This is a genomic window from Pseudomonas sp. MRSN 12121 (assembly GCF_000931465.1).
GTDB lineage: Bacteria > Pseudomonadota > Gammaproteobacteria > Pseudomonadales > Pseudomonadaceae > Aquipseudomonas.
On the sequence record NZ_CP010892.1, the window covers coordinates 5,303,719 to 5,326,964 of the forward strand.

Genomic DNA, 23,246 nt, shown 5'->3' on the forward strand with positions numbered 1-23,246 from the left:
ATCCTTGGCTCATGGGCACCAGTAAATCTCTAACGGAGGTTGCAGGAAGGCACGAATCGGCATGGCGGCGACATCGTCACCGGCCAGTGCCGCACCCAGGGTGGTCAATTTGGATTGACCGGAAATCGACAGCACGCTGTACTTGGCCGAAGCCAGCAAGGCGCGACTCATGGTCAGGCGCTGATGCGGCACACTCGGCGCCAGCATCGGCCAGCAGCGACGCGCGCCGTCGGCTTGCAGGGCCTCGGCCAGGTTCGGGCTGTTGGGGAACAGGGAAGCGGTGTGGCCGTCGTCGCCCATGCCCAGGACCAGCACGTCGATGGCGGACAATTCGCCCAGCAGCCGATCGGCCTGCACGGCGGCCTCTTCGAGATTGGCCGCGGCGTTATAGAGGCTGAGGAACTTGGCCTTGGCCGCCGGGCCCTGCAGCAGGTAGCGCTTGAGCAAGCCGGCGTTGCTGTCGGCGTGCTCGACCGGCACCCAGCGTTCGTCCGCCAGGGTCACCAGGACCTTCGACCAGTCCAGCGGCTGCTTGGCCAGGTGCTGGAAGAACGCCACCGGGCTACGCCCGCCAGACACCACCAGGGTGGCCTCGCCGCGCGCCTCGAGCGCCTGGGCCAGTTGCCCGGCCACCTTCAGCGCCAGGCCTTCGGCCAACAGCGCCGGGCTGCGGAACTCATGGGCCTGCACGCCCTGCGGCAGTTTCAATTCAGATATCGCCATACCAAGACCTCCCGTCCCGCGTGATCAGTGCGATGGAGCTCATCGGCCCCCACGACCCGGCCGCATACGGCTTGGGCGCATCGCCGGATTTTTTCCAGCCGGCGATCAGCTGGTCGCACCACTTCCACGCGGCTTCGATTTCATCTTTGCGGACAAACAGGTTCTGATTGCCACGCATCACTTCCAGCAACAACCGCTCGTAGGCATCGGGAATCCGCGCGCTGCGGTAGGTGTCGGAAAAATTCAGCTGCAACGGGCCACTGCGCAGTTGCATGCCCTTGTCCAGGCCTTGTTCCTTGGTCATCACTCGCAGGGAGATGCCCTCGTCCGGCTGCAGGCGGATGATCAGCTTGTTGCTGATCTGCAGGCGCTGCTCCGGAGCGAAGATGTAGTGCGACGGCTCCTTGAAGTGGATGACGATCTGCGACAGCTTCTGCGGCATGCGCTTGCCGGTCCGCAGGTAGAACGGCACCCCGGCCCAGCGCCAGTTGCGGATGTCGGCCCGCAGGGCGACGAAGGTCTCGGTGTCGCTCTGGGTGTTGGAGTTCTCTTCCTCCAGGTAGCCCGGCACCGCCTTGCCTTCGCTGTGCCCGGCGATGTACTGGCCACGCACCACCTGGGTGGTCAGGCCTTCCGGGCTGATCGGCGCCAGGGCCTTGAGCACCTTGACCTTCTCGTCGCGGATGCTGTCGGCCGAAAGGTCCGCGGGCGGGTCCATGGCGATCAGGCAGAGCAGTTGCAGCAGGTGGTTCTGGATCATGTCCCGCAACTGGCCGGCCTTGTCGAAGTAACCCCAGCGGCCTTCGATGCCGACCTTCTCGGCCACGGTAATTTCGACGTGGGAGATGTAGTTCTGGTTCCACTGGGTTTCGAACAGGCTGTTGGCGAAACGCAGGGCGATCAGGTTCTGCACCGTCTCCTTACCCAGGTAGTGGTCGATGCGATAGATGCGGTTCTCCGGGAAGAACTGCGCCACCGCGTCATTGACCTTGCGCGACGATTCCAAGTCCGAACCGATCGGCTTTTCCAGCACCACGCGGGTGTTCTCGGTCAGGCCGGCCTTCGACAGGTTCTCGCAGATCGCCCCGTACACCGCCGCCGGCGTGGCGAAATAGGCGATCAGGCGTTGCTCGCTGCCGGCCAGTTCGGCCAGCGCCTGGTAATCCTCAGCCTTGAGGAAATCCACATGCAGGTAAGTCAGGCGCGCCAGGAAACGCCCCAGCACCTCGGCGTCGATGTCCTTGGCTCCCACGTACTTGCGCAGTTCGGCTTCAATGTAGGCCAGGTGCTGCGGCTCGCTGCCCGGCTCGCGGGCCAGGGCGAGAATGCGCGTGTCGGCATGCAGCAGGCTGGCGGCATCGAGCTGGTACAGGGCAGGGAACAATTTGCGCAGCGCCAGATCGCCCAGCGCGCCGAACAAGGCGAAGGTGCACGGTTCAACCGTTATCGAAGGCATGATGTTTGTTCTTTTATCAAGTTCAACTACAAATACCTTTTTTCAAGGCATCACTCAAGGGAAAATGTAGTAATAACTACAACATTTTTGCAAAATACAGATTCGAAGTGGTGGTCAGCCGGAGCCATCAGTAGGATAAGCCACCGCCAAAGACCGGTTAAGACCGGCCTCCTTTGCATTGCCGACCCAGGAAAACCTTAATGGACCGCGTGCGAAACCTTCTGGAACAGATCCAGAATCGCCTTGAAGAATTGAACAAGGCGGAACGTAAAGTCGCCGAAGTCATCCTGCTCAACCCACAGCAGGCGACCCGCTTCAGTATCGCCGCCCTCGCCCAGGCCGCTTCGGTCAGCGAGCCGACGGTCAACCGCTTCTGCCGTTCGTTCGGCGTCAGCGGCTATCCGGAACTCAAGCTGCAACTGGCCCAGAGCCTGGCCAGCGGCGCGGCGTACGTCAGCCGCGCGGTGGAAGCCGACGACAACCCCGAAGCCTATACCCAGAAAATCTTCGGCAGCGCCATCGCCTCGCTGGACAGCGCCTGCCAGGCCCTGGACCCGAACCTGATCAGCCGCGCCGTCGACCTGTTGATCCAGGCCCGGCAGATCCACTTCTTCGGCCTCGGCGCCTCGGCCCCGGTGGCCCTCGATGCCCAGCACAAGTTCTTCCGCTTCAACCTGGCGGTCACCGCCCACGCCGACGTGCTGATGCAGCGGATGATCGCTTCGGTGGCCCATACCGGCGAGCTGTTCGTGATCATTTCCTACACCGGGCGCACCCGCGAACTGGTGGAAGTGGCGCGCATCGCCCGGGAAAACGGCGCCTCGGTGCTGGGCCTGACGGCCGCCAACTCGCCGCTGGCCAAGGCCAGCACCCTGAGCCTGAACATCCCGCTGCCGGAAGACACCGACATCTACATGCCGATGACCTCGCGGATCATCCAGCTCACCGTGCTCGACGTCCTCGCCACCGGCATGACCCTGCGCCGCGGCGTGGACTTCCAGCCGCACCTGCGCAAGATCAAGGAAAGCCTCAACGCCAGCCGCTACCCGGTGGGCGACGAGTTCAACTGATTCTGCATCGACCCTATCGCGGGCACGCCACACTCCTGTAGGAGCGAGGCTTGCCCGCGATGAGGCCCTCAAGCCCGAACGCTCACTTCTGCCCCCGCCCGCGCCTGCAGGCTCAGGTGCGCCCGCTCCCCCGGCGCCAGGCACAGGCTGTCGGTGCCGCCCGCCGCCGCTTCGACGCAGACGAACCCGGACACCTCGTTCCAACTCACCCCCAGCAAGGGCCGGCTGCCCGGGTGCCAGACCACGGTGTCGGCGGCGTTGCCGGTGTCGATGCGCAATTCGCGTTGCCAGGCATGGTCCTTGAGCTGCAATTCGCCTTCGTGCTGGAACACGCGCTGGCAGCCGCCATCCACCCGCAGTTCGCCTTGCTGGCGACACGCCTGGCGGTTCAATTGGTCGTAACCCTCGGCGCCATCGAGCCCAGACAGCGCTACCTCACCAACGTCGCCAATACGCCAGTAAGCGTGCAAAGCCTGGCTCAGCTGGCACGGCAGGCTGTCCTGATGCTCGGTGCTCAGGCGCAGGTCCATGCTTTCGCCCAGGTGCGCGTGCAGGTCGACCTGCCAGTCGCACAGCTGCAACTGCCAATGCAGGGACACCCCGTCGTCATCGCTGCCGCTGTCGAGCAGCTTCCAGTCGAGCAGCCGGGCCCAGCCATGGGACGGCCAGGCGTTCTCGCTCGGGTGACGGCCATACCAGGGCCAGCACACGGGCACCCCACCGCGAATCGCCCCCACTTGCGGCCACTTCGCCGCGCACCACAACCAGGGCTTCTGCCCCCGCGGCTGGAAGTGCAAAAGCTGCGCGCCCTGGCGACTGAACACCGCCTGGCACAGCGGATGGTCGATCACCAGCACGTCGCGCATCTGATAGCGCTCCCAGGCAAAAGTCGGGCGCTCGCGCAAGGATTTGAAAAAGCGTTGTAGCGGATGCTCATGCATGGGCCACGGTCCTGAAGATCATTGCTGTCCTGATATTCGTCATGCTGCGCACATTGCCGCGGCGAAGTCGCTCGCAAAAAAAAGCGGATAGCCTGGGCCATCCGCAAAAATGCGCACAGAGAGAGGAGCTTATAGCAACAACGTTAGGCTCTGTACGAAAAGTGGCTGCGCTCGGTCATGCTGCGTTAAAAACAGGCTCGGAATGCTCATGTAGGCCCCTACAGTCGAGCGCGACCCCGGCCGTTCCTCGCCTGTTTTTGCCTTGCCTGACCTTCGCTCGCCGACTTTTCCTACAGACCCTAGAACACCGACTGAATTTTCAAACCGGCCACCAGGGCATTATCCACTTCATCCACACCGCCCGGATGCGTGATGTATTGCAGGTTGGGGCGCACGGTCAGCCAGTTGGTGACATGGAAGCCGTAGTTGATTTCGTAGTTGTACTCGGTCTCGCGCAGCGGCGAGAACAGCGGGTCGTCGTAGTTGCTGACGCCGTTGCTGGCGTTGAGCAACTGGGCGTTTTTCTTCACGTCGTCGTTGACGTGGATACGAGCGACACCGATGCCGACGTCATCCTTGGGACGCGCATCGAACGGGCCCTTGTACACCAGCATCAGCGACTGGTAGTTGTCGATGAAGTTGGTGTCCTTGTCGTGGAAGGTGGCGTTGGCGGCGATATTCAGGCCGCGGGTCGCGTCGCCGTTGTGCGTGGTGAGTTGCTGCTGGCCGACGAACCAGTAGCCGTGCTTGCTGCTGTGTGAGCGGTAGGCGGCGCCGGTGGTGGCCGCGTCGTTGCCGTTGACGTCTTCGCGGACGTCGTCGGCATCGGCCGTGCTCTTGTAGTAACCCACGCGGTATTCGCCCGGCAGGTTGTTCACCTTCGGCGACCACACCAGTTCCACGGGCAGCACGGTGCCCTTGGTGCCGCTGCCGCTGAGCTTGAAGCCATTGCCCATCTCGGTTTGCGACGGGTTCTGGTTGTACGCACCGATCTGCGCATACAGCTCCGGCGTGATGTGGTACTTGACCCGTAATGCCGCCTGGCTGACCGGCCAGTTGTACCAGATGTTGGTCGCCCAGTTACCCACCTGGGATCCGCAGAACGCCAGGTTCTGGAAGTCGCAAGGGAAGGTGTTGAAGTCTTCGCCTTCGCCGAAGTAACCGGCCTTCACGTCCAGCTTGCCGTCGAGGAACTGATGCTGGATCCACAACTGGGTCAGACGCACCATGTGGCCGCGCCCGAAGACTTCCTGGGAGGAGCTCAGGGTCCCGGCACGCGGGTCGCCGACGCGGTCGTTGGAGATGTTTTCGCCGTTACGGTTGGTCAGCTGGATCTTGGCCTGGGTGTTGTCCCAGCCCCACAATTTTTCCAGGTCCAGCGCCACGCCCAGGCCGAACTGGTCGCTGTAGCGCCCGGTCTTGTCGTCGTTGTAGCCGCCATGCAGGTTGGCGCCCATTTCCCCGACGTAGTCGGCCTTGATGTCGATCCCTTTCTCGAGCAGCTTGGTGCGCTCGCCACCCCAGTCGCCGGTCATCCATTTCGAGTCGGCGCTGAACGCTTCGTCAGCGTGCGCGCTGCCGGCCAGGGTCATTGCCGCAATCGCAGACAACTGGCAGATCAAGCGTGCGTTGGTGCTCTTCTTTTTCATCCCTACATCCTCGTCTTTATTGTTATTAACTGTTTTTCTCTAACGCGGTTTACACCCGATGCGACGGATGACAGGCCATCCGCCGCGCATTCAGCGCGCCTTGCGCCAGCATCAACGGCCCTTGAACTGCGCCACGTTGGTCGCGTGGGCGGAGACGGACGCAGGGGCCGCAACACCCAGGCGCTCGCCACTCTTGGCATCAAACAGCAGGACCTTGGCCGGATCGAACTGCAAGGTCAGGGTCTCGCCGACCTGCGGCGCCACGTCCGGCGCCAGGCGGCAGCAGACCTTGGTGCCGTTGAGGTTGACGAACACCAGGGTATCGGGACCGGTCGGCTCGGTGACCTGGACCTCGGCACGCAGGGTCGGCAGGCCGTTGCCCTCGCCGTTCGCCAGGCCGATCTGCTCCGGACGGATACCGAGGATCACCTCGCGGTCCTCAAGGCCGGCGTCCTGCATGCCCAGGGGCAGCTCGCAACGGGCCTGGCCGCTGTCCAGCAGGGCCAGCAGGCGACCGTCCTTGCGTTGCAGGCGCAGGGGGATGAAGTTCATCGGCGGCGAGCCGATGAAGCTGGCCACGAACAGGTTGGCCGGGTCGTTGTAGATCTCCTTCGGCGTGCCGAACTGCTGGATGATCCCGTCCTTCATCACCGCCACCTTGTCGCCCAGGGTCATGGCCTCGATCTGGTCGTGGGTGACATAGACCGTGGTGGTCTTCAGGCGCTGGTGCATCAGTTTCATTTCGGTGCGCATCTCGACCCGCAACTTGGCGTCGAGGTTCGACAGCGGTTCGTCGAACAGGTAGATCTTCGGCCGCCGCGCCAGCGCTCGGCCCATGGCCACGCGCTGTTGCTGGCCGCCGGACAGTTGCCCCGGCTTGCGGGCGAGCAGGTGTTCGATCTGCAGCAGCTTGGCGACGCGGGCCACTTCCTCGTCGATCTCGGCGGTGGGCATCTTGCGGATCTTCAGGCCGAAGGCGATGTTGTCGCGCACGCTCATGGTCGGATACAGCGCATAGGACTGGAACACCATGGCGATGTCGCGGTCCTTGGGGCTCATGCCGCTGATATCTGCGTCGTCCACCAGGATCGCCCCGCCGCTGATGTTCTCCAGGCCGGCGATGCAGTTCATCAGGGTGGATTTGCCGCAGCCAGACGGCCCCACCAGGATCAGGAACTCGCCGTCGTCGATCTTCAGCTCGATGTTCTTCAGGGTGTCCGGCAAGCCGCTGCCGTAGGTCTTGTTGACGTTGCGTAATTCGAGAGTTGCCATCGTTTACCCCTTGACCGCGCCGGACGTCAGCCCACGCAGGAAATACTTGCCAGCGAATATGTAGACCAGCAGTGTCGGCAGCCCGGCGATCATCGCCGCCGCCATGTCAACGTTGTATTCCTTGGCCCCGGTGCTGGTGTTGACCAGGTTGTTCAGGGCCACGGTGATCGGTTGCGCATCGCCACTGGCGAACACCACGCCGAACAGGAAATCGTTCCAGATCTGGGTGAACTGCCAGATCAGGCAGACCATGATGATCGGCACCGACATCGGCAGCAGGATCTTGCCGAAGATGGTGAAGAAGCCCGCGCCGTCCAGGCGCGCGGCCTTGACCAGGGCGTCCGGCACGCTCACGTAGTAGTTGCGGAAGAACAGCGTGGTGAACGCCAGGCCGTAGACCACATGCACCAGCACCAGGCCGGTGGTGGTGTTGGCCAGGCCGAACTTGCCGAGGGTGAAGGACGCCGGCAGCAACACGGTCTGGAACGGCAGGAAGCAGCCGAACAGCAGCAGGCCGAAGAACAGCTGCGAACCGCGGAAGCGCCACATCGACAGCACGTAGCCGTTCAGGGCGCCGATGAAGGTCGAGATGATCACCGCCGGCACGGTGATCTTCACCGAGTTCCAGAAGTAGCCGCCCACCACGTCCCAGGCCTTGATCCAGCCGATGCCGTCGATCACGCTCGGCCAGCTCAGCAGGTTGCCGGTGCGGATGTCTTCCGGGGTCTTGAAGCTGGTCAGCAGCATCACCACCAGCGGCACCAGGTACACCGCCGCGGCCAGCAGCAGGGTGGCGTAGATGGCCACGCGGCTGAAGCTCAGCGCCGGTCTTGCGAGCGAATCAGTCATGGCGCTTGCCTCGCAGTTCGGAATACAGGTACGGCACCAGGATGGTCAGCACGGCGCCCAGCATCAGCATGGCGCTGGCCGACCCGATGCCCATCTGCCCGCGGCTGAAGGTGAAGGAATACATGAACATCGCCGGCAGGTCGGAAGAGTAGCCAGGGCCGCCGGCGGTCATCGCCGCCACCAGGTCGAAGCTCTTGATCGCGATGTGCGCGAGGATCATGAAGGCGCTGAAGAACACCGGGCGCAGGCTCGGCAGGACGATCTTCAGGTAGATGGTCGGCAGGCTCGCGCCGTCGACCTGGGCCGCGCGGATGATCGACTGGTCGACGCCGCGCAAGCCGGCGAGGAACATCGCCATGACAAACCCCGAGGCCTGCCATACGGCGGCGATCACCAGGCAGTAGACCACGCGGTCCTGGTCCACCAGCCAGTCCAGGCGAAAGCCTTCCCAGCCCCAGTCGCGCAGCATCTTGTCCAGGCCCAGGCCAGGGTTGAGCAGCCATTTCCAGGCGGTGCCGGTGACGATCATCGAGAGCGCCATCGGGTACAGGTAGACGGTACGGATAAAGCCTTCCTTGCGGATGCGCTGGTCCAGCAGCACCGCCAGGAACACGCCCAGCACCAGGCTGATGCCGATGAACATGCCGCCGAACAGCGCCAGGTTCTTGCTCGCCACCCACCAGCGGTCGTTGTCCATCAGGCGCATGTATTGCTGCAGGCCGACCCACTTGTAGCTCGGCATGAAGCTGGAATTGGTGAAGGACAGGATGAATGTCCAGAGGATGTAACCGTAAAAACCGACCAGGACGATCAGCATGCTGGGCGCCAGGACCAGCTTGGGCAGCCAGCGCTGCAACGCGTCGAACGGTGAGGCTTTGCTGAAAACCGCGACAGAGCTCATCGGGATAATCCAGTGTGGAGAAGTGAGTATCTGTAGGAGCGAAGCTTGCTCGCGAAGGCGGACTGACATTCAACATCGATGTCGACCGACGCACCGCCTTCGCGGGCAAGCCTCGCTCCTACAAGGAGAGCCTCAGAACGGCCGCGGGCGTACCCGCGGCAGCGGGATTACTGCGCGGCCTTGACCGCCGATGCCAGCTGCGCACTGGCCTTGACCGGGTCCGCGTCCTTGTCGTTCATGAAGTTGGTCACCACATCGAAGATCGCGCCCTGCACGGCCAGCGAAGTGGCCATGTTGTGCGCCATGCTCGGCTGCAGGCCGCCGGTCTTGTCGTCGGCCAGGAAGTCCTTGGCCGACGCCTGGGCGCAGGAGTCGAAGCCTTGCGCGGCCATGTCGTTGAGCATGTCGGTGCGTACCGGGATCGAACCCTTGTTGATGCTGAAGACCTTCTGGAAGTCCTTGCCCAGGGCGACCTTGGCCAGGTCCTGCTGCGCGGCGATGTCACCCTTGCGATCGGCCTTGAGCTTGAACACCGCCAGGGAGTCGATGTTGTAGGTGAAGGCTTTGTCGGTGCCCGGGAAGGCCACGCACTGGTAGTCCTTGCCGGCGACTTTCTTCGCCGCGGTCCACTCGCTCTTGGCCCAGTCGCCCATCATCTGCATGCCGGCCTTGCCGTTGATGACGTCGGCCGCGGCGATGTTCCAGTCACGCCCGGCGCGGTTCGGATCCATGTAGCTGGTGACTTTCTTCAGCTCGGCGAAGGCCTTGGCCATCTCCGGGCCGGCGAGGGTCTTCTGGTCCAGGTCGACCAGGGCTTTCTTGTAGCCGTCGGCGCCCATGACCGAGAGCACCACGTCTTCGAACACGGTGCTGTCCTGCCATGGCTGGCCGCCGTGGGCCAGGGCGATGAAACCGGCGGCCTTGAGCTTGTCGCCGGCGGCATAGAATTCTTCGAGGGTGGTCGGGGCCTTGTCGATCCCGGCTTTCTTGAACACTTCCGGGTTGATCCACAGCCAGTTGACGCGATGGATGTTCACCGGCACGGCCACATAGTCGCCTTCATATTTCACGGTGTCGGAGACTTTCTTGGACAGCAGGCCGTCCCAGTTTTCCGACTTGGCCACGTCTTTCAGGGTATCGGTGCTGAGCAGGCCGGTGCTGCCCCACTCCTGGATGTCCGGCCCCTTGATCTGGGCGACGCCGGGCGGGTTGCCGGATACGGCGCGGCTTTTCAGCACGGTCATGGCCGTGGCACCGCCACCGCCGGCGACGGCGCCGTCCTTCCAGGTGAAACCGTCTTTTTCGACTTGGGCCTTGAGCACATCGACCGCCGCCTTTTCACCGCCGGAAGTCCACCAATGGACGACTTCCACGGAACCCTTGGTATCGGCGGCAACGGAAACGAGAGGGAAAGCGCTGAGCGGGAACAACGAAGCAACGGAAATGACAGCAGCGAGACGAGAAATCGCATTCATCTGAGAGATACCTTTCTTGTTGTTATGCATGCAAGTCTGGTGCTTGCGTTGCACAGGATTCTAAACAGGGGGTGGGCTCGCGCAGGTAACGAAGGGATGCGCGAATGTCACCATGCAGTTACAAAACCCTCATTCTAGACGCTTCCGCCAAAGCCGAAGCCAGGCTCGGCGCCAAGGGCAGGCGCGGAATCAGCACCGCCTGCCAGGCGTGGTACAGGTCCGGCTTGCCGGCCCAGATCTCGGCGCTGGGCCGGTTGTCGCAGCCCAGCTCGTGGTGCCAGCTGCCGTGCAGCGGGTCGATGAAGTGCTCGGCGGTGAACTCCCAGAAGCGTCGATACCAGGCTTCGTAGCGCGCATCGCCAGTGCGTTGCAGCAGGGCGCTGGCCGCCGCGCTGGCTTCGGCGTGGGTCCAGTGCAGGCGCTGGCGCACCACCGGGCGCTGGTTCCAGTCCAGGGTGTAGACAATGCCCAGCGCGCCATCGACCTCCCAGGCGTCGCGGCAGGCGGTGTCGAACAGCTTCTGCGCATCCAGCACCAGCCAGCCCGGGCTCAGCATGCCGGCCTGGCAGCGCGCGGCTTCCAGGTGCAGCAACAGGCGGGCCCACTCGAACGCGTGGCCGGGGGTGGTGCCGTAGGGGCGGAAACCGTCGGCCGGATGCTCGCGGTTGTAGTCCGGCAGCGCTTGCCAGTGCCGGTCGAAATGCTCGACCACCCGGTAATCGCCGGCGGCGGCCTGCTGGTGGATGAGCCGTTCGACGATGTGCAGGGCGCGGTTGAGCCAGCGCGGGTCCTGGGTGACATCGGCCAGGGCGAGGAACGCCTCGGTGGCGTGCATGTTGCTGTTGGCGCCGCGGTAGGCCTCTTCCGCGCTCCAGTCGCGGCTGAAGGACTCGCGCATCGCGCCCTCCTCCTCGCTCCAGAAATGCGTTTCGATGATCCGGATCGCCTCCGCCAGCAGGGCCTCGGCCCCAGGCCGCCCGGCCACCACCGCGGAACTCGCCGCCAAAGCGACGAAGGCATGCAGGTACGCCGCCTTGCCACTGTTGCCGTCGCCGTGCTCCGGCGCGGCGAACCAGCCGCCATGCTCGCTATCGCGCAGCGCGCCGTTGAGCGCGGCGATGCCGTGGTCCACCAGGGTGGCGTAGCCGGGAATGCCCTGGATATGGGCCATGGCGAAACTGTGGGTCATGCGCGCGGTGTTCATGGTGCCGGCCCGGGCGCCGCTCGGCAGGCGCCCATGCTCGTCCAGGTCGCCGAAGCCGTCCGGCAACTGTGCAGCCCGGGCGAACGCCAGCAGGCGCTGGCCCTCGGCGGCCAGCCATTGATGATGGGCAGGGGCGTTCAGCCAGCTGCTGAACGCCAGGGGAATGCTGTTCATGGCGAACCTGTTGTTGTTCTTGTCAGGGCCTTGAGTCTAAACAACGGGTTCGCGCGGGCAGGTAACGAAGGTCACAGGAAATGTCACCAACCCGTGACAAAGCCCCCCCGGCTTCTGTAGGAGCGAAGCTTGCTCGCGAAAAACCTCAACGATGACCCGGTGTGGTTGAACGAACGCCGCTGCGCGGCTATCGCGGGCAAGCCTCGCTCCTACGAAGGCAGGAGCAGGACCTGACACACCCAGGATCCGTAGGAGCGAGCTTGCTCGCGATCAGCCGCCAGGCTGAGATTGGGCGCAGGCCGCGATATCGCTATCGCGGGCAAGTCGGATCGCCAGAAGATCTGTTCAGTCCATGGAACGGGGCAGGTACAGGGTCACGCGCAGGCCGCCTTCGCGCAGGTTCTGCAGGCTGACTTCGCCACCGTGGCTGTGGGCGATGTTACGTGCGATGCCCAGGCCCAGGCCGTAGCCCTGCTGCTGGCCGGACAGCCGGAAGTGTGGCTCGAACACCTGCTCCAGGCGCTGCTCCGGCACCCCGGGGCCTTCGTCGTCGACGTGCAGGACGAAGGCGCTGGCGTCGTCCTCGATGTGCAGGTGGGCGTTCTGCCCATATTTCAGCGCGTTGTCGATCAGGTTGCCCATGCAGCGCTTGAGCGCCAGCGGCTTGCCCGGGTACGGCGCCAGCGCCCGCCCCTGCTGGGTCACGCGGCCGTTGCCGTTGGGCGCCACGTAGGGCTCCACCAGGCAGTCGAGCACCTGGTTGAGGTCCACCGGCTCGATATTCTCGTGGATGTCGGTGTCCTTGACGCATTGCAGCGCGCCCTTGACCAGCAGCTCCAGCTCGTCCAGGTCGCGGCCGAACTTGGCCTGCAACTGCTCGTCCTCCAGCAGTTCGACCCGCAGCCGCAAGCGGGTGATGGGGGTGCGCAGGTCATGGGAAATGGCGCTGAACAACTGGCTGCGCTCGGTCAGGTAGCGGCTGATGCGCTCGCGCATGGCATTGAAGGCGCGGCCGACTTCCACCACCTCGCTGCCGCCGCCCTCGGCCACCGGCTGCACCTCGGCCCCCAGGGACATGTCCCGCGCCGCCCGCGCCAGGCGCTTGAGCGGCCGGCTCTGCCAATGCACCAGCAGGCCGATGAACAACAGCAGGAAACTGCTGGTCAGCACGATGAACCACACCTGCTGCGCCGGCAGCCCCTGTTCTTCGAGGCTGGTGTAGGGCTCGGGCAACAGCGAGGCGATGTACAGCCACTCGCCCGGCGCCATCTGGATCTGCGTGACCAGGACCGGCGGGTTCACCGGTTCCAGGGTCAGCGCATAGTGCGCCCAGGAGCGCGGCAGTTCGTCGAGCTTCAGCCCGCCATTGAAAATCCGCAGGTCGCCGGGGCTGACGAAGGTCACCGAGATATAGGCATCGCTGCCCAGGGACTGGCGCAGCACTTCCTCCACCGCCTTGAGCACCGCCTGCTTGCGCGGGGTGATGGGCAGCACCTCCATGCCCAGCGGCTTGTCGTTGAGGGTCACGACAAAACGGGTGCCGCCCATGCTGCGCAACTGGTCGAGCACCAGCGGCCGGTAGGCCACCGGCAGCGAGCGAAAGTAGCTGACGCTGGCGGTCATCGAATGGGCCAGGCTGCGCGCGCTGGTGACCAGGCCCTCAAGCTGCGTGGCACGCAATTGCGACACCCAGATCACGCTGGACAGGGCCTGGGCGAACAACACCGCCAGCAGGGTCAGCAGCAACATCCGGCCGAGCAGCGAACGCGGCACCGGCACTCGCGCCAGCAGCTTGCGCGCGAACTCAGTGGGCATTGCCGGCCACCACGGTGGCCGCCAACTGGTAGCCGCTGCCACGCACGGTGCGGATCAGCCGCGGCGGCTTCTCGGTGTCGCGCAAGCGCTGGCGCAGGCGGCTGACCGCCATGTCGACAATGCGGTCCAGGGGCATCAGTTCGCGCCCGCGGGTGGCATTGCCAATGGTGTCGCGGTCGAGGATTTCCTGGGGATGATCGAGGAACAGCTTGAGTAGGGCGAAGTCGGCGCCGGAGAGAATCACCTCCTCGCCGTCATTGTGGAACAGCCGGTGGCTGACCATGTCCAGGCGCCACTCGTCGAAACACAGCACCTCGCCCCCGACGCGTTCCTGGGCGAATTGCGCACGGCGCAGCAGGGCCTTGATCCGTGCCTGCAATTCGCGGGGGCTGAAGGGTTTGCCCAGGTAGTCGTCGGCGCCCAGCTCCAGGCCGATGACCCGGTCGGCTTCGTCGGAACTGGCGGTGAGCATGATGATCGGCACCTGGCCGACCCGCGGGTGCTGGCGGATCCAGCGGCACAGGCTGAAGCCGTCTTCGTCCGGCAGCATCACGTCGAGGATCACCAGGTCGCTCGGCGCCTCGTTCAGCGCCTGGCGAAAGCCGGCGCCGTCGGGCGTGCTGCGCACCTGGAAACCGGCGCGGCTGAGGTAGGTCTCCAGCAGCTCGCGTATTTCCTGGTCGTCATCAACCAACAAGATCGACTTACTGACTGAACTCACGCGGGCCGTCCTTTGTTGTTATGAATGGGGCCGGATTATGCCTTACCGCTCAGCAAAACGTAGACACCAAGGCTCTGTAGCCGCTGCCGAGCCTGCGAGGCTGCGATCGACCCCGCAGGGCGCGCGGGGATCTCAAGACCGCTGAAGGCCTTCGGCCTTATCGCAGCCTCGCAAGCTCGGCAGCGGCTACAGAGGCGGCGTAGTCGATCAGGCGAGCGCCTGTTCCAGCGCCACGCCGGCACCGGTCAGGCCGGAATACGGCGCGGTCACCAGCCACACCGGGATGCCCTTGAAGTAATCGCTCATGCAGCCCTTGTCGGCGAAACAACGGGCAAAGCCGCTCTCGACGAAAAAGTCGGCAAAACGTGGAATCACCCCGCCGACGATGTACACGCCACCGCGCGCGCCAGTGGTCAGCACGTTGTTGCCCGCCACCCGGCCCAGCCAGCAGCAGAACTGCTCCAGCACTTCCAGGGCGATGGGGTCGCCGGCCAGGCCGGCCGCGGTGATGGCTTCCGGGGTGTCGAGCCGCGGCGGGTGGCCGTCCACCGCGCAGATCGCCCGGTACAGCCGCGGCAGGCCGCCGCCGCTGAGGGCGGTCTCGGCGCTGACGTGGCCGATCTCGCTGTGCAGGTGCTGCCACAGCTGGGTTTCCCGCGGGCTACTCAACGGCAGGTCGACATGCCCGCCCTCGCCCGGCAAGGCAGCCCAGCGGCCTTCGCCCAGGTCGAGCAGGGTGCCGACGCCCAGGCCGGTGCCCGGGCCGATCACTACCGCCGGGCGCAGCGGCTCGGCGGTGCCTTCGCAGACCACCCGGAACTCGCCCGGCTGCAGCCGGGTCATGCCCAGGGCCATGGCCGAGAAATCATTGACCAGCAGCAGCTCGTCGACCTGCAGGGCCTGGCAGAACGCCTTGCGGCTCAGGCGCCAGTGATTGTTGGTAAAACGGAATTCGTCGCCGCCGACCGGGCCGGCCACCGACAGGCACACCGCGCCGATCGCCCCCGGCGCCAGGCCGAGCCCGCCCAGGTAGACGCCGATGGCTTGCTCCGGGCTGGCGTGATCCGCCGTCGCCAGGACCTGGACCGATTCCAGGCACTGGTTTTTCCACAACGCAAAACGGGCATTGGTGCCGCCGATGTCACCGACCAGCGCTAGCTTCACTTAAGGTTCTCCAGGGCAGAGGTAAAGGCGCTGGCGCCTTGCTCCGCCGAGCTGAAGGCCATGCGCATGAAACCGAACAATTCGCGGCCGGTGCCGACATTGTTGCCCAGCAGGCCCCGGGCCGGTTCACGGGCGGCGAATTCGTCGGCGTCTACCTTAAGCTCCAGCGTGCCCTTTACGCCATCCACACGAATGATGTCGCCATCGCGCACCCGCGCCAGCGCCCCGCCGACCTGGGCTTCCGGGCTGACGTGGATCGCCGCCGGGATCTTGCCCGAAGCCCCGGACATGCGCCCGTCGGTCACCAGCGCGACCTTGAAGCCGCGGTCCTGCAGCACACCGAGGAACGGCGTCATCTTGTGCAGTTCGGGCATGCCGTTGGAGCGCGGCCCCTGGAAGCGCATCACCGCGACGAAGTCCTTCTCCAGTTCGCCGGCCTTGAACGCGTCGGCCAGGTCCTGCTGGTCCTGGAACACCACCGCCGGGGCCTCGACGATCTGGTGCTGCAACGCCACCGCGGAGACTTTCATCACCCCGCGCCCGAGGTTGCCTTCCATCACCCGCAGCCCGCCTTCCGGCGAGAACGCGCGGGCCACCGGACGCAGGATGTTTTCGTCGAGGCTTTCGATCGGGCCGTCGCGCCACACCAGCTTGCCATTGTCCAGGAACGGCTCCTGGGTGTAGCGGCTCAGGCCACGGCCGGCCACGGTGTTGACGTCTTCATGGAGCAGGCCGGCTTCCAGCAGCTCGCGGATCAGGAACGCCATGCCGCCCGCAGCCTGGAAGTGGTTGATGTCGGCCTTGCCGTTCGGATAGACGTGGGACAGGGTCGGCACCACTTCGGAGAGGTCGGCCATGTCCTGCCAGGTCAGCTGGATGCCGGCCGCCTGGGCGATCGCCGGCATGTGCAGGGTGTGGTTGGTCGAGCCGCCGGTGGCGTGCAGGGCGACGATGGAGTTGACCAGCGAACGCTCGTCGACGATCTCGCCGATCGGCGTGAAGTTGCCGCTCTGCCTGGTCAGGCGGGTAACCTGCTGCGCCGCCTCGTAAGTCAGGGCATCACGCAACGGCGTGTAGGGGTTGACGAAGGAGGCGCCCGGCAAGTGCAGGCCCATGACCTCCATCAGCAGCTGGTTGGTGTTGGCGGTGCCGTAGAAGGTGCAGGTGCCCGGGCTGTGATAGGACTTCATCTCCGACTCCAGCAGCTCTTCGCGGGTGGCCTTGCCTTCGGCATAGCGCTGGCGCACGTCGGCCTTTTCCTTGTTGGAAATCCCCGACGGCATCGGCCCGCCCGGCACGAAGATGGTCGGCAGGTGGCCGAAGCGCAACGCGCCCATCATCAGGCCCGGGACGATCTTGTCGCAGATGCCGAGCATCAGCGCGGCGTCGAACATGTTGTGCGACAGCGCCACCGCGGTGGACAAGGCGATCACCTCGCGGCTCGGCAGGCTCAGTTCCATGCCGGCCTCGCCCTGGGTCACGCCGTCGCACATGGCGGGCGTGCCTCCGGCGAACTGGCCGACCGAGCCCATCTCGCGCAGGGCCTTCTTGATCTGTTCGGGGAAGTGTTCGTACGGCTGGTGCGCCGAAAGCATGTCGTTATATGACGAAACGATCGCCACGTTGGCGGCATTCATAATCCGCAGGCTGTGCTTGTCTTCGGCGCCGCACCCGGCGACACCGTGGGCGAAGTTCGCACACTGCAGCTTGCCCCGTTGCGGACCGTCGCTGGCAGCGCCGCGGATCAGGGCGAGATAAGCCTCGCGAGTGGCGCGACTGCGGGCGACAAGCCGTTCGGTGACCTCAAGAACGCGGGGATGCATGTGTAGAACTCCAGGCTAACGGATATGGCGACCTGTTTGTCTAGGCTGACCAGAACACCCGCCGCACAGGGGATAGCGGAGGGTTTCCTGACCATTCGGACCAGTTGATTCAGGTCACTCGTTGTAGATAAAACAAAATACTGCCACCAAAAAGGCTTGTTTTCTATTTTTTTGCGAATAATCTTGTAATTCCAACAACAAAATTTAGCAGGCGCTTTTCAATGACTCTACGAATCGCAATCAATGGTTTTGGCCGTATCGGCCGCAACGTCCTGCGCGCACTTTATACCCAAGGCTATCGTCAGGACCTGCAGATCGTCGCCATCAACGATCTGGGGGACAGTTCGATCAATGCCCACCTGCTCAAATACGACACCGTCCACGGCACCTTCGATGCCGAGGTGCAGCACGATCAGGAAAGCCTGACCGTCAATGGCGACCGGATCGCCGTCAGCGCCATCCGCAACCCGGCCGAACTGCCCTGGGCCGCCGAGAAAATCGACGTGGTCTTCGAATGCACCGGTCTGTTCACCGACCGTGCCAAGGCCGCCGCGCATATCAGCGCCGGCGCGCGCAAAGTGATCATTTCCGCCCCGGCCAAAGGCGCCGACGCCACCGTGGTGTATGGCGTGAACCACGACATTCTGCGCCAGTCGCACCAGATCATTTCCAACGCGTCGTGCACCACCAACTGCCTGGCGCCGGTGGCCCAGGTGCTGAACCGCGAGCTGGGCATCGAAAGCGGGCTGATGACCACCATCCACGCCTACACCAACGACCAGAACCTGACCGACGTCTATCACAGCGATCCGTACCGCGCGCGCTCGGCCACCCAGAACATGATCCCGAGCAAGACCGGCGCCGCCGAAGCGGTGGGCCTGGTGCTGCCGGAGCTGGCAGGCAAGCTGACCGGCATGGCGGTGCGGGTGCCGGTGATCAACGTATCGCTGGTGGACCTGACCGTGCAGCTCAAGCGCGACACCACCAGCGAAGAGGTCAACGCCCTGCTCAAGAGCGCCAGCCAGCATTCGAAGATCCTCGGCTACAACCACCTGCCGCTGGTCTCCAGCGACTTCAACCACAACCCGCTGTCGTCGATCTTCGACGCCAACCACACCAAGGTCAGCGGCGGCAGGCTGCTCAAGGTACTGGCCTGGTATGACAACGAGTGGGGCTTCTCCAACCGCATGCTGGATAACTGCCTGGCCCTGTGCAACGCCGAGTAAGCCCACCGCCTGCGACGCGGGAGCGGCCGCAGACTGCGATCTTTTGAACTTCAACCGGAGCTTCAAGCGCGCAAAGATCGCAGCCTCGGCCGCTCCTGCAGACACCATCGCCGCAGGAACCCCACCGATCGCTATCAGCCTCATCCAGGCCGGCATGGGCGCGCGCCAGCGCACCGCCACGGACGTCGATAATCCACTCGGGGCTTGACCGCCAGCGCAGATGATAAGCATTATCATCTGCTGCACATTCAGCCGGGTCCCGTTGTGAGCCAATCGCACTTCAATCATGTTTTTCTCGCCCAGCGCGTTTCCCTGCTGCGCACGTTGCAACGGATGGTCAACAATCCCAGCACCGCCGAGGACCTGCTGCAGGAAACCTACCTGCGCGTGACCCGGGCCCTGAGCGAGCGGGCCATCGATCACCTTGAACCCTTCGTCTTCCAGACCGCCCGTAACCTGGCGCTGGATCACCTGCGCTCGCGACGCATCCAGGCCCGTACTCTGCTCGAAGACGTGCCGCCGGAGGTAGTCGAGAGCGTTGCCGCGCCCCTGAGCAGCGCCGAGGATGCCGCCCATGCCGAACAGTTGCTGGAACGCCTGAACATGAGCCTTGCCCAACTCAGCCCACGCCAACAGCAGATCTTCATCCTCAGCCGCCTGCACGGCCACAGTTACCAGGAAATCGCCGAAAAGCTCGCGGTCTCGCAGAGCACGGTGCAGAAGGAACTGAAGCTGATCATGGCGATCTGCATTGGCGTCGCCGAGCGCCTGAACGGTCATTGAGGCGGCCGCCACGCCCCTTTGCTACCCTTGAGCGCCCTGCGCCCTCTCTCTGAAAAAACAGCCGTGCACAGACACAGCCGAGGAACACCCGTGACGGATATCCACCGTACCCAGTCGACCGCCCAGGCCGGGGCAACGCCGACTAGCGACAGCCCGGACCAGGCTATGGACCAGGCCTTGGACTGGCTGATCCTGCTGGAGAACCCGAGCCCGGAACAGACCCGGCAATTCCATCACTGGCTCAACGCCTCGCCGCTGCACGGCGCCGCCTTCGACAAGGCCCAGGCGATCTGGAACGGCCCGCAGATCGTGCGCTGCGCGCAAAGCCTGGACCAACGGAAAACCCGGCCCGGCGTGCTCGCGCGCCTGCGCCCGCACTGGCGGCCGCTGGCCACCGCGGCGGTGCTGATCCTCGGCCTGTTCAGTTTCAGCAATCTGCCCCTGCGCCTGCAGGCCGACCACCTGACGGTGGTTGGCGAACGCCAGCGCCTGCAACTGGAGGACGGCTCGAAAGTCCTGCTCAACACCAATTCGGCGTTCTCCAGCACCATCGACGAACGCCAGCGCGTGGCCCGCCTGTACCAGGGCGAAGCGTTCTTCGAGATTGCAGCCAGCCGCGGCCAGCCCCTGGAACTCGATGCCGGCCCGGTTCGCGCCAGTGTGCGCGATACCGATTTCGCGGTGCGCTACCTGGACGGCGTGGCCCAGGTCCGGGTGCAGCGCGGCGACGTCGACCTGCGCGCCACCCACGACGATGCCCGGGTGCGCCTGACGGCCGGCGAGAGCATCCGCATCGGTCCCAACGGTTTCGACCGCCCGGCCAGGCTCGACCCGGCCAAGGACCTGGCCTGGGTCCAGGGCCGGCTGGTGTTCGAGAACTGCCCGCTGGGCCAGGTGCTGGCCGAACTGCGCCGCTATTACCCGGGCTGGATCATCAACAACAACGAGCGCCTGGCCGATGTCGCCGTCACCGGCAACTACCGCCTCGACCAGCCGCTGGACGTGCTGCGCTCTTTGGCGCACATCACCTCGGCGCACCTGGAGGAATTCCCGGCGTTGGTGATTCTCAACTAGGCCCTGTCCAAAAAGTGGCTGCGCGCTGGACGCCTTCGGCGTTACGCGGGCCATGCTGCGTTAAAAACAGGCTCGGAATGCTCATGTAGGCCCCTACAGTCGGACGCGACCCCGGCCGTTCCTCGCCTGTTTTTGCCTTGCCTGACCTTCGCTCGCCTACTTTTTGCACAGAGCCTGGAACGCATTTATTTTTACGCGATCGCCACCGGTCGTTCGTCTCGTTATAGCCAATGCAATTGATTCGCATTAAAAACGGCGAATCAGCACCTATAAAGATTCGTGCGACACGGAGCGCTATCGATGTCCTCTCGCCTCAACAGCCGGTCCTCTGCTTCCCGCCCGGCCCGCCTGCAGCACTGCACACTGTCCCTGCTGACCGCCGCCATCCTGCTGGCCGGGGCCCAGGCCGCGCCGGTCATGGCCGCCAACGCGCCAGCCCAGCCGACGCGCAACATGGGCGACTACCAGTTCGCCATCGACCAGCAGCCGCTGGTCTCGGCGCTCAATGCCTTCACCGCCGTCACCGGCTGGCAGGTCGGCCTGCCGGCGGAACTGGGCGAAGGCATCGCCTCCCCCGGCGTGCACGGCTCGCTGCCCGCGGAAAAAGCCCTCGACCGCCTGTTGCTGGGCACCAACCTGAGCTACCGCAAGCTGGGCAGCAACAACATCGTCCTGGAAAAACGCGCCGCCGGCGGCGCCCTCAACCTGCAACAGGTGACCATCAGCGCCACGCGCCAGGAACAGGACGTCAACAGCGTGCCCAGCACCGTGACCGTGCACGACCGCCAGGACCTGGACCGCAACAACGTCAACACGATCAAGGAACTGGTGCGCTACGAGCCGGGCGTTTCGGTCGGCGGCGCCGGCCAGCGCGGCGGCATCAGCGGCTACAACATCCGCGGCATCGATGGCGACCGCATCCTCACCCAGGTCGATGGCGTCGAGATTCCCAACAGCTTCTTCAACGGCCCCTACGCCAAGACCCAGCGCAACTACGTCGACCCGGAAATCGTCAAGCGCGTGGAAATCCTCCGCGGCCCGGCGTCGGTGCTGTACGGCAGCAACGCCATCGGCGGCGCGGTCAGCTATTTCACCCTCGACCCGGACGACATCATCAAGCCAGGCCAGGACGTCGGCGCCCGCCTGAAGACCGGCTACAGCTCGGCGGACGACAGCTGGCTGAAATCCGCCACCGTGGCCGGCCGCCACGGCGAGTTCGACGGCCTGCTGCACTTCAGCCAGCGCGACGGCCATGAAACCGACTCCTACGGCAGCCACAACGGCACGGGCCTGGCGCGCACCGCCGCCAACCCGGAAGACGTGCGCACCAGCAACGTGCTGGCCAAGGCCGGCTGGAACTACGCCGACGACGCACGCCTGGGCCTGACCTACGAGAAGTACAAGGACGATCGCGACACCAACCAGAAAAGCGCCGTGGGCGGCCCGTTCAATGCCGGCCAGCCGCTGGGCATGTACCGTTCGCGCACCGGCAACGACACCATCACCCGCGAACGCTTCGGCCTGGAAAACAGCTTCGCGCTCGACAGCCTGGTGGCCGACCACATCAAGTGGAGCCTGAACTACCAGATCGCCAAGACCGACCAGAGCACCCTGGAGAACTACTTCCCGTTCACCCGCAACGTCATGCGCAGCCGCCAGACCCTCTACGAAGAAAAGCAGTGGGTCCTCGACGCCCAGGCCGACAAGGCCTTCGCCATCGGTGACACCGAGCACCTGCTGACCTACGGCACCACCCTCAAGCAGGAAAAGGTCACCGGCTCGCGCAGCGGCAGCGGCACCTGCCTGGCGGTCGGCCGCGGGTGCACGGCGGTGGGCGCCATCAGCCCGGCCGACGTGCTGAAAAAGTCCAGCGACTTCCCGGACCCGACCATCAACACCTACAGCCTGTTCGCCCAGGACCAGATCAGCTGGAACCGGTGGACCTTCCTGCCGGGCCTGCGTTACGACTACACCCAGCTCAAGCCGCACGTGACCCAGGAGTTCCTCAACACCGTGGCCGCCGACGGCCAGGGCACGGTGAGCGACAAGAACAAGACCTGGCACCGGGTCTCGCCCAAGTTCGGCCTGACCTACGCCCTGACCGACCAGTACACCTGGTACGGCCAGTACGCCGAGGGCTTCCGCACGCCGAGCGCCAAGGCGCTGTACGGCCGCTTCGAGAACAACACCACCGGCTACCGCGTGGAACCGAACTCGAACCTGGAACCGGAGAAAAGCCAGAGCTACGAGACCGGCCTGCGCGGCAACTTCGAGTCCGGCAACTTCGACGTGGCGGTGTTCTATAACAAGTACCGCGATTTCATCAACGAAGACGCGGTGACGCCCGGCTACAACGAGCTGACCTTCCAGAGCAACAACATCAAGCACGCCACCATCAAGGGCGTGGAGGTCAAGGGCCGGCTCAACCTCGACGCCCTGGGCGCACCGCAAGGCCTCTACACCCAGGGTTCGGTGGCTTACGCCTACGGGCGCAACAACGACACCGGCGAGCCGCTGAACGCGGTCAACCCGCTGACCGGCGTGTTCGGCCTGGGCTACGACCAGGACCACTACGGCGCGCTGCTCAGCTGGACCCTGGTGAAGAAGAAGGACCGCGTCGACGACACCAGCTTCAAGACCCCGGACGGCACCAGCGGCCAGTTCAAGACCCCGGGCTATGGCGTGCTCGACCTGACCGGCTTCTACAAGGTCACCGACGACGTCACCGTCAGCGCCGGCATCTACAACCTGGCCGACAAGAAGTACTGGCTGTGGGACGACGTGCGCGGTTACGACAGCGTGGGCGAGGCGGCGGTGCTCAGCCCCGCCAACCTCGACCGCCTGACCCAGCCGGGCCGCAACTTCGCGGTCAACCTGATCTGGGATATCTGACCCCGGACCTCCTCACTGCGCTTTTTCGATGGGC

Annotated in this window: 18 protein-coding genes; 5 read left to right on the forward strand and 13 right to left on the reverse strand. The window is 64.7% G+C overall.

What is annotated here, in order from left to right; genetic code table 11:
- Positions 1 to 9 precede the first annotated feature (9 nt).
- Complete coding sequence (gene pgl / locus TO66_RS24040; RefSeq protein ID WP_044464615.1) at positions 10 to 723, reverse strand: 6-phosphogluconolactonase; 714 nt, start codon at positions 721 to 723, stop codon at positions 10 to 12.
- The gene (zwf, locus tag TO66_RS24045; protein ID WP_044464616.1) at positions 710 to 2,179 is read right to left on the reverse strand and encodes a glucose-6-phosphate dehydrogenase; all 1,470 of its coding nucleotides are present in this window, start codon (positions 2,177 to 2,179) and stop codon (positions 710 to 712) included. Before zwf ends, pgl begins: the two co-directional genes overlap by 14 nt.
- Before the next feature lie 209 nt (positions 2,180 to 2,388).
- Between zwf and TO66_RS24050 the strand changes: the two genes are divergently transcribed.
- Positions 2,389 to 3,249 (forward strand): MurR/RpiR family transcriptional regulator, encoded by an 861-nt coding sequence (locus TO66_RS24050; protein ID WP_171820105.1) that lies wholly within the window; start codon positions 2,389 to 2,391, stop codon positions 3,247 to 3,249.
- A 68-nt stretch (positions 3,250 to 3,317) separates the two neighbouring features.
- Here the strand turns inward: TO66_RS24050 and TO66_RS24055 are convergent, their stop codons facing one another.
- The 11 genes from TO66_RS24055 to edd all read right to left on the reverse strand — a co-directional run bounded on the left by TO66_RS24055 (position 3,318) and on the right by edd (position 17,237).
- On the reverse strand, positions 3,318 to 4,190 hold the full coding sequence (locus tag TO66_RS24055) for a D-hexose-6-phosphate mutarotase (protein ID WP_044464618.1): 873 nt from the start codon (positions 4,188 to 4,190) through the stop codon (positions 3,318 to 3,320).
- 299 nt (positions 4,191 to 4,489) lie between these two features.
- The gene (locus tag TO66_RS24060; RefSeq protein ID WP_044464619.1) at positions 4,490 to 5,839 is read right to left on the reverse strand and encodes a carbohydrate porin; all 1,350 of its coding nucleotides are present in this window, start codon (positions 5,837 to 5,839) and stop codon (positions 4,490 to 4,492) included.
- A 111-nt stretch (positions 5,840 to 5,950) separates the two neighbouring features.
- A complete protein-coding gene (locus tag TO66_RS24065) occupies positions 5,951 to 7,111 on the reverse strand; it encodes an ABC transporter ATP-binding protein (protein ID WP_044464620.1) in 1,161 nt (386 codons plus the stop codon).
- A gap of 3 nt (positions 7,112 to 7,114) precedes the next feature.
- On the reverse strand, positions 7,115 to 7,960 hold the full coding sequence (locus TO66_RS24070) for a carbohydrate ABC transporter permease (RefSeq protein WP_044464621.1): 846 nt from the start codon (positions 7,958 to 7,960) through the stop codon (positions 7,115 to 7,117).
- Complete coding sequence (locus tag TO66_RS24075; RefSeq protein ID WP_044464622.1) at positions 7,953 to 8,861, reverse strand: carbohydrate ABC transporter permease; 909 nt, start codon at positions 8,859 to 8,861, stop codon at positions 7,953 to 7,955. Before TO66_RS24075 ends, TO66_RS24070 begins: the two co-directional genes overlap by 8 nt.
- A 167-nt stretch (positions 8,862 to 9,028) precedes the next feature.
- On the reverse strand, positions 9,029 to 10,336 hold the full coding sequence (locus TO66_RS24080; protein ID WP_044464623.1) for an ABC transporter substrate-binding protein: 1,308 nt from the start codon (positions 10,334 to 10,336) through the stop codon (positions 9,029 to 9,031).
- Positions 10,337 to 10,454: 118 nt separating this feature from the next.
- Positions 10,455 to 11,714, reverse strand: a complete 1,260-nt coding sequence (locus TO66_RS24085; RefSeq protein WP_044464624.1) for an AGE family epimerase/isomerase — start codon at positions 11,712 to 11,714, stop codon at positions 10,455 to 10,457.
- Positions 11,715 to 12,059: 345 nt separating this feature from the next.
- Entirely contained in the window at positions 12,060 to 13,487 is a 1,428-nt protein-coding gene (locus TO66_RS24090) for an ATP-binding protein (protein WP_218187736.1), read from the reverse strand.
- A gap of 31 nt (positions 13,488 to 13,518) precedes the next feature.
- Positions 13,519 to 14,250 (reverse strand): response regulator, encoded by a 732-nt coding sequence (locus TO66_RS24095; RefSeq protein WP_044464626.1) that lies wholly within the window; start codon positions 14,248 to 14,250, stop codon positions 13,519 to 13,521.
- A gap of 207 nt (positions 14,251 to 14,457) precedes the next feature.
- A complete protein-coding gene (locus TO66_RS24100; protein WP_044464627.1) occupies positions 14,458 to 15,414 on the reverse strand; it encodes a glucokinase in 957 nt (318 codons plus the stop codon).
- Positions 15,411 to 17,237: a phosphogluconate dehydratase gene (gene edd / locus TO66_RS24105; protein WP_044464628.1), complete on the reverse strand. Its 1,827-nt coding sequence runs from the start codon at positions 17,235 to 17,237 to the stop codon at positions 15,411 to 15,413. Before edd ends, TO66_RS24100 begins: the two co-directional genes overlap by 4 nt.
- Positions 17,238 to 17,458: 221 nt before the next feature.
- On the opposite strand from edd, the gene gap reads away from it, so the two are divergent.
- The 4 genes from gap to TO66_RS24125 all read left to right on the forward strand — a co-directional run bounded on the left by gap (position 17,459) and on the right by TO66_RS24125 (position 23,212).
- Complete coding sequence (gene gap, locus TO66_RS24110) at positions 17,459 to 18,463, forward strand: type I glyceraldehyde-3-phosphate dehydrogenase (RefSeq protein WP_044464629.1); 1,005 nt, start codon at positions 17,459 to 17,461, stop codon at positions 18,461 to 18,463.
- Between the two features lie 264 nt (positions 18,464 to 18,727).
- Positions 18,728 to 19,246 carry an RNA polymerase sigma factor gene (locus tag TO66_RS24115; protein WP_044466148.1) on the forward strand — a complete coding sequence of 173 codons (519 nt, stop codon included), beginning with the start codon at positions 18,728 to 18,730 and terminating at the stop codon, positions 19,244 to 19,246.
- Positions 19,247 to 19,336: 90 nt separating this feature from the next.
- On the forward strand, positions 19,337 to 20,320 hold the full coding sequence (locus TO66_RS24120; RefSeq protein WP_044464630.1) for a FecR domain-containing protein: 984 nt from the start codon (positions 19,337 to 19,339) through the stop codon (positions 20,318 to 20,320).
- 300 nt (positions 20,321 to 20,620) lie between these two features.
- Positions 20,621 to 23,212: a TonB-dependent receptor gene (locus TO66_RS24125; RefSeq protein ID WP_044464631.1), complete on the forward strand. Its 2,592-nt coding sequence runs from the start codon at positions 20,621 to 20,623 to the stop codon at positions 23,210 to 23,212.
- Positions 23,213 to 23,246: the final 34 nt, after the last annotated feature.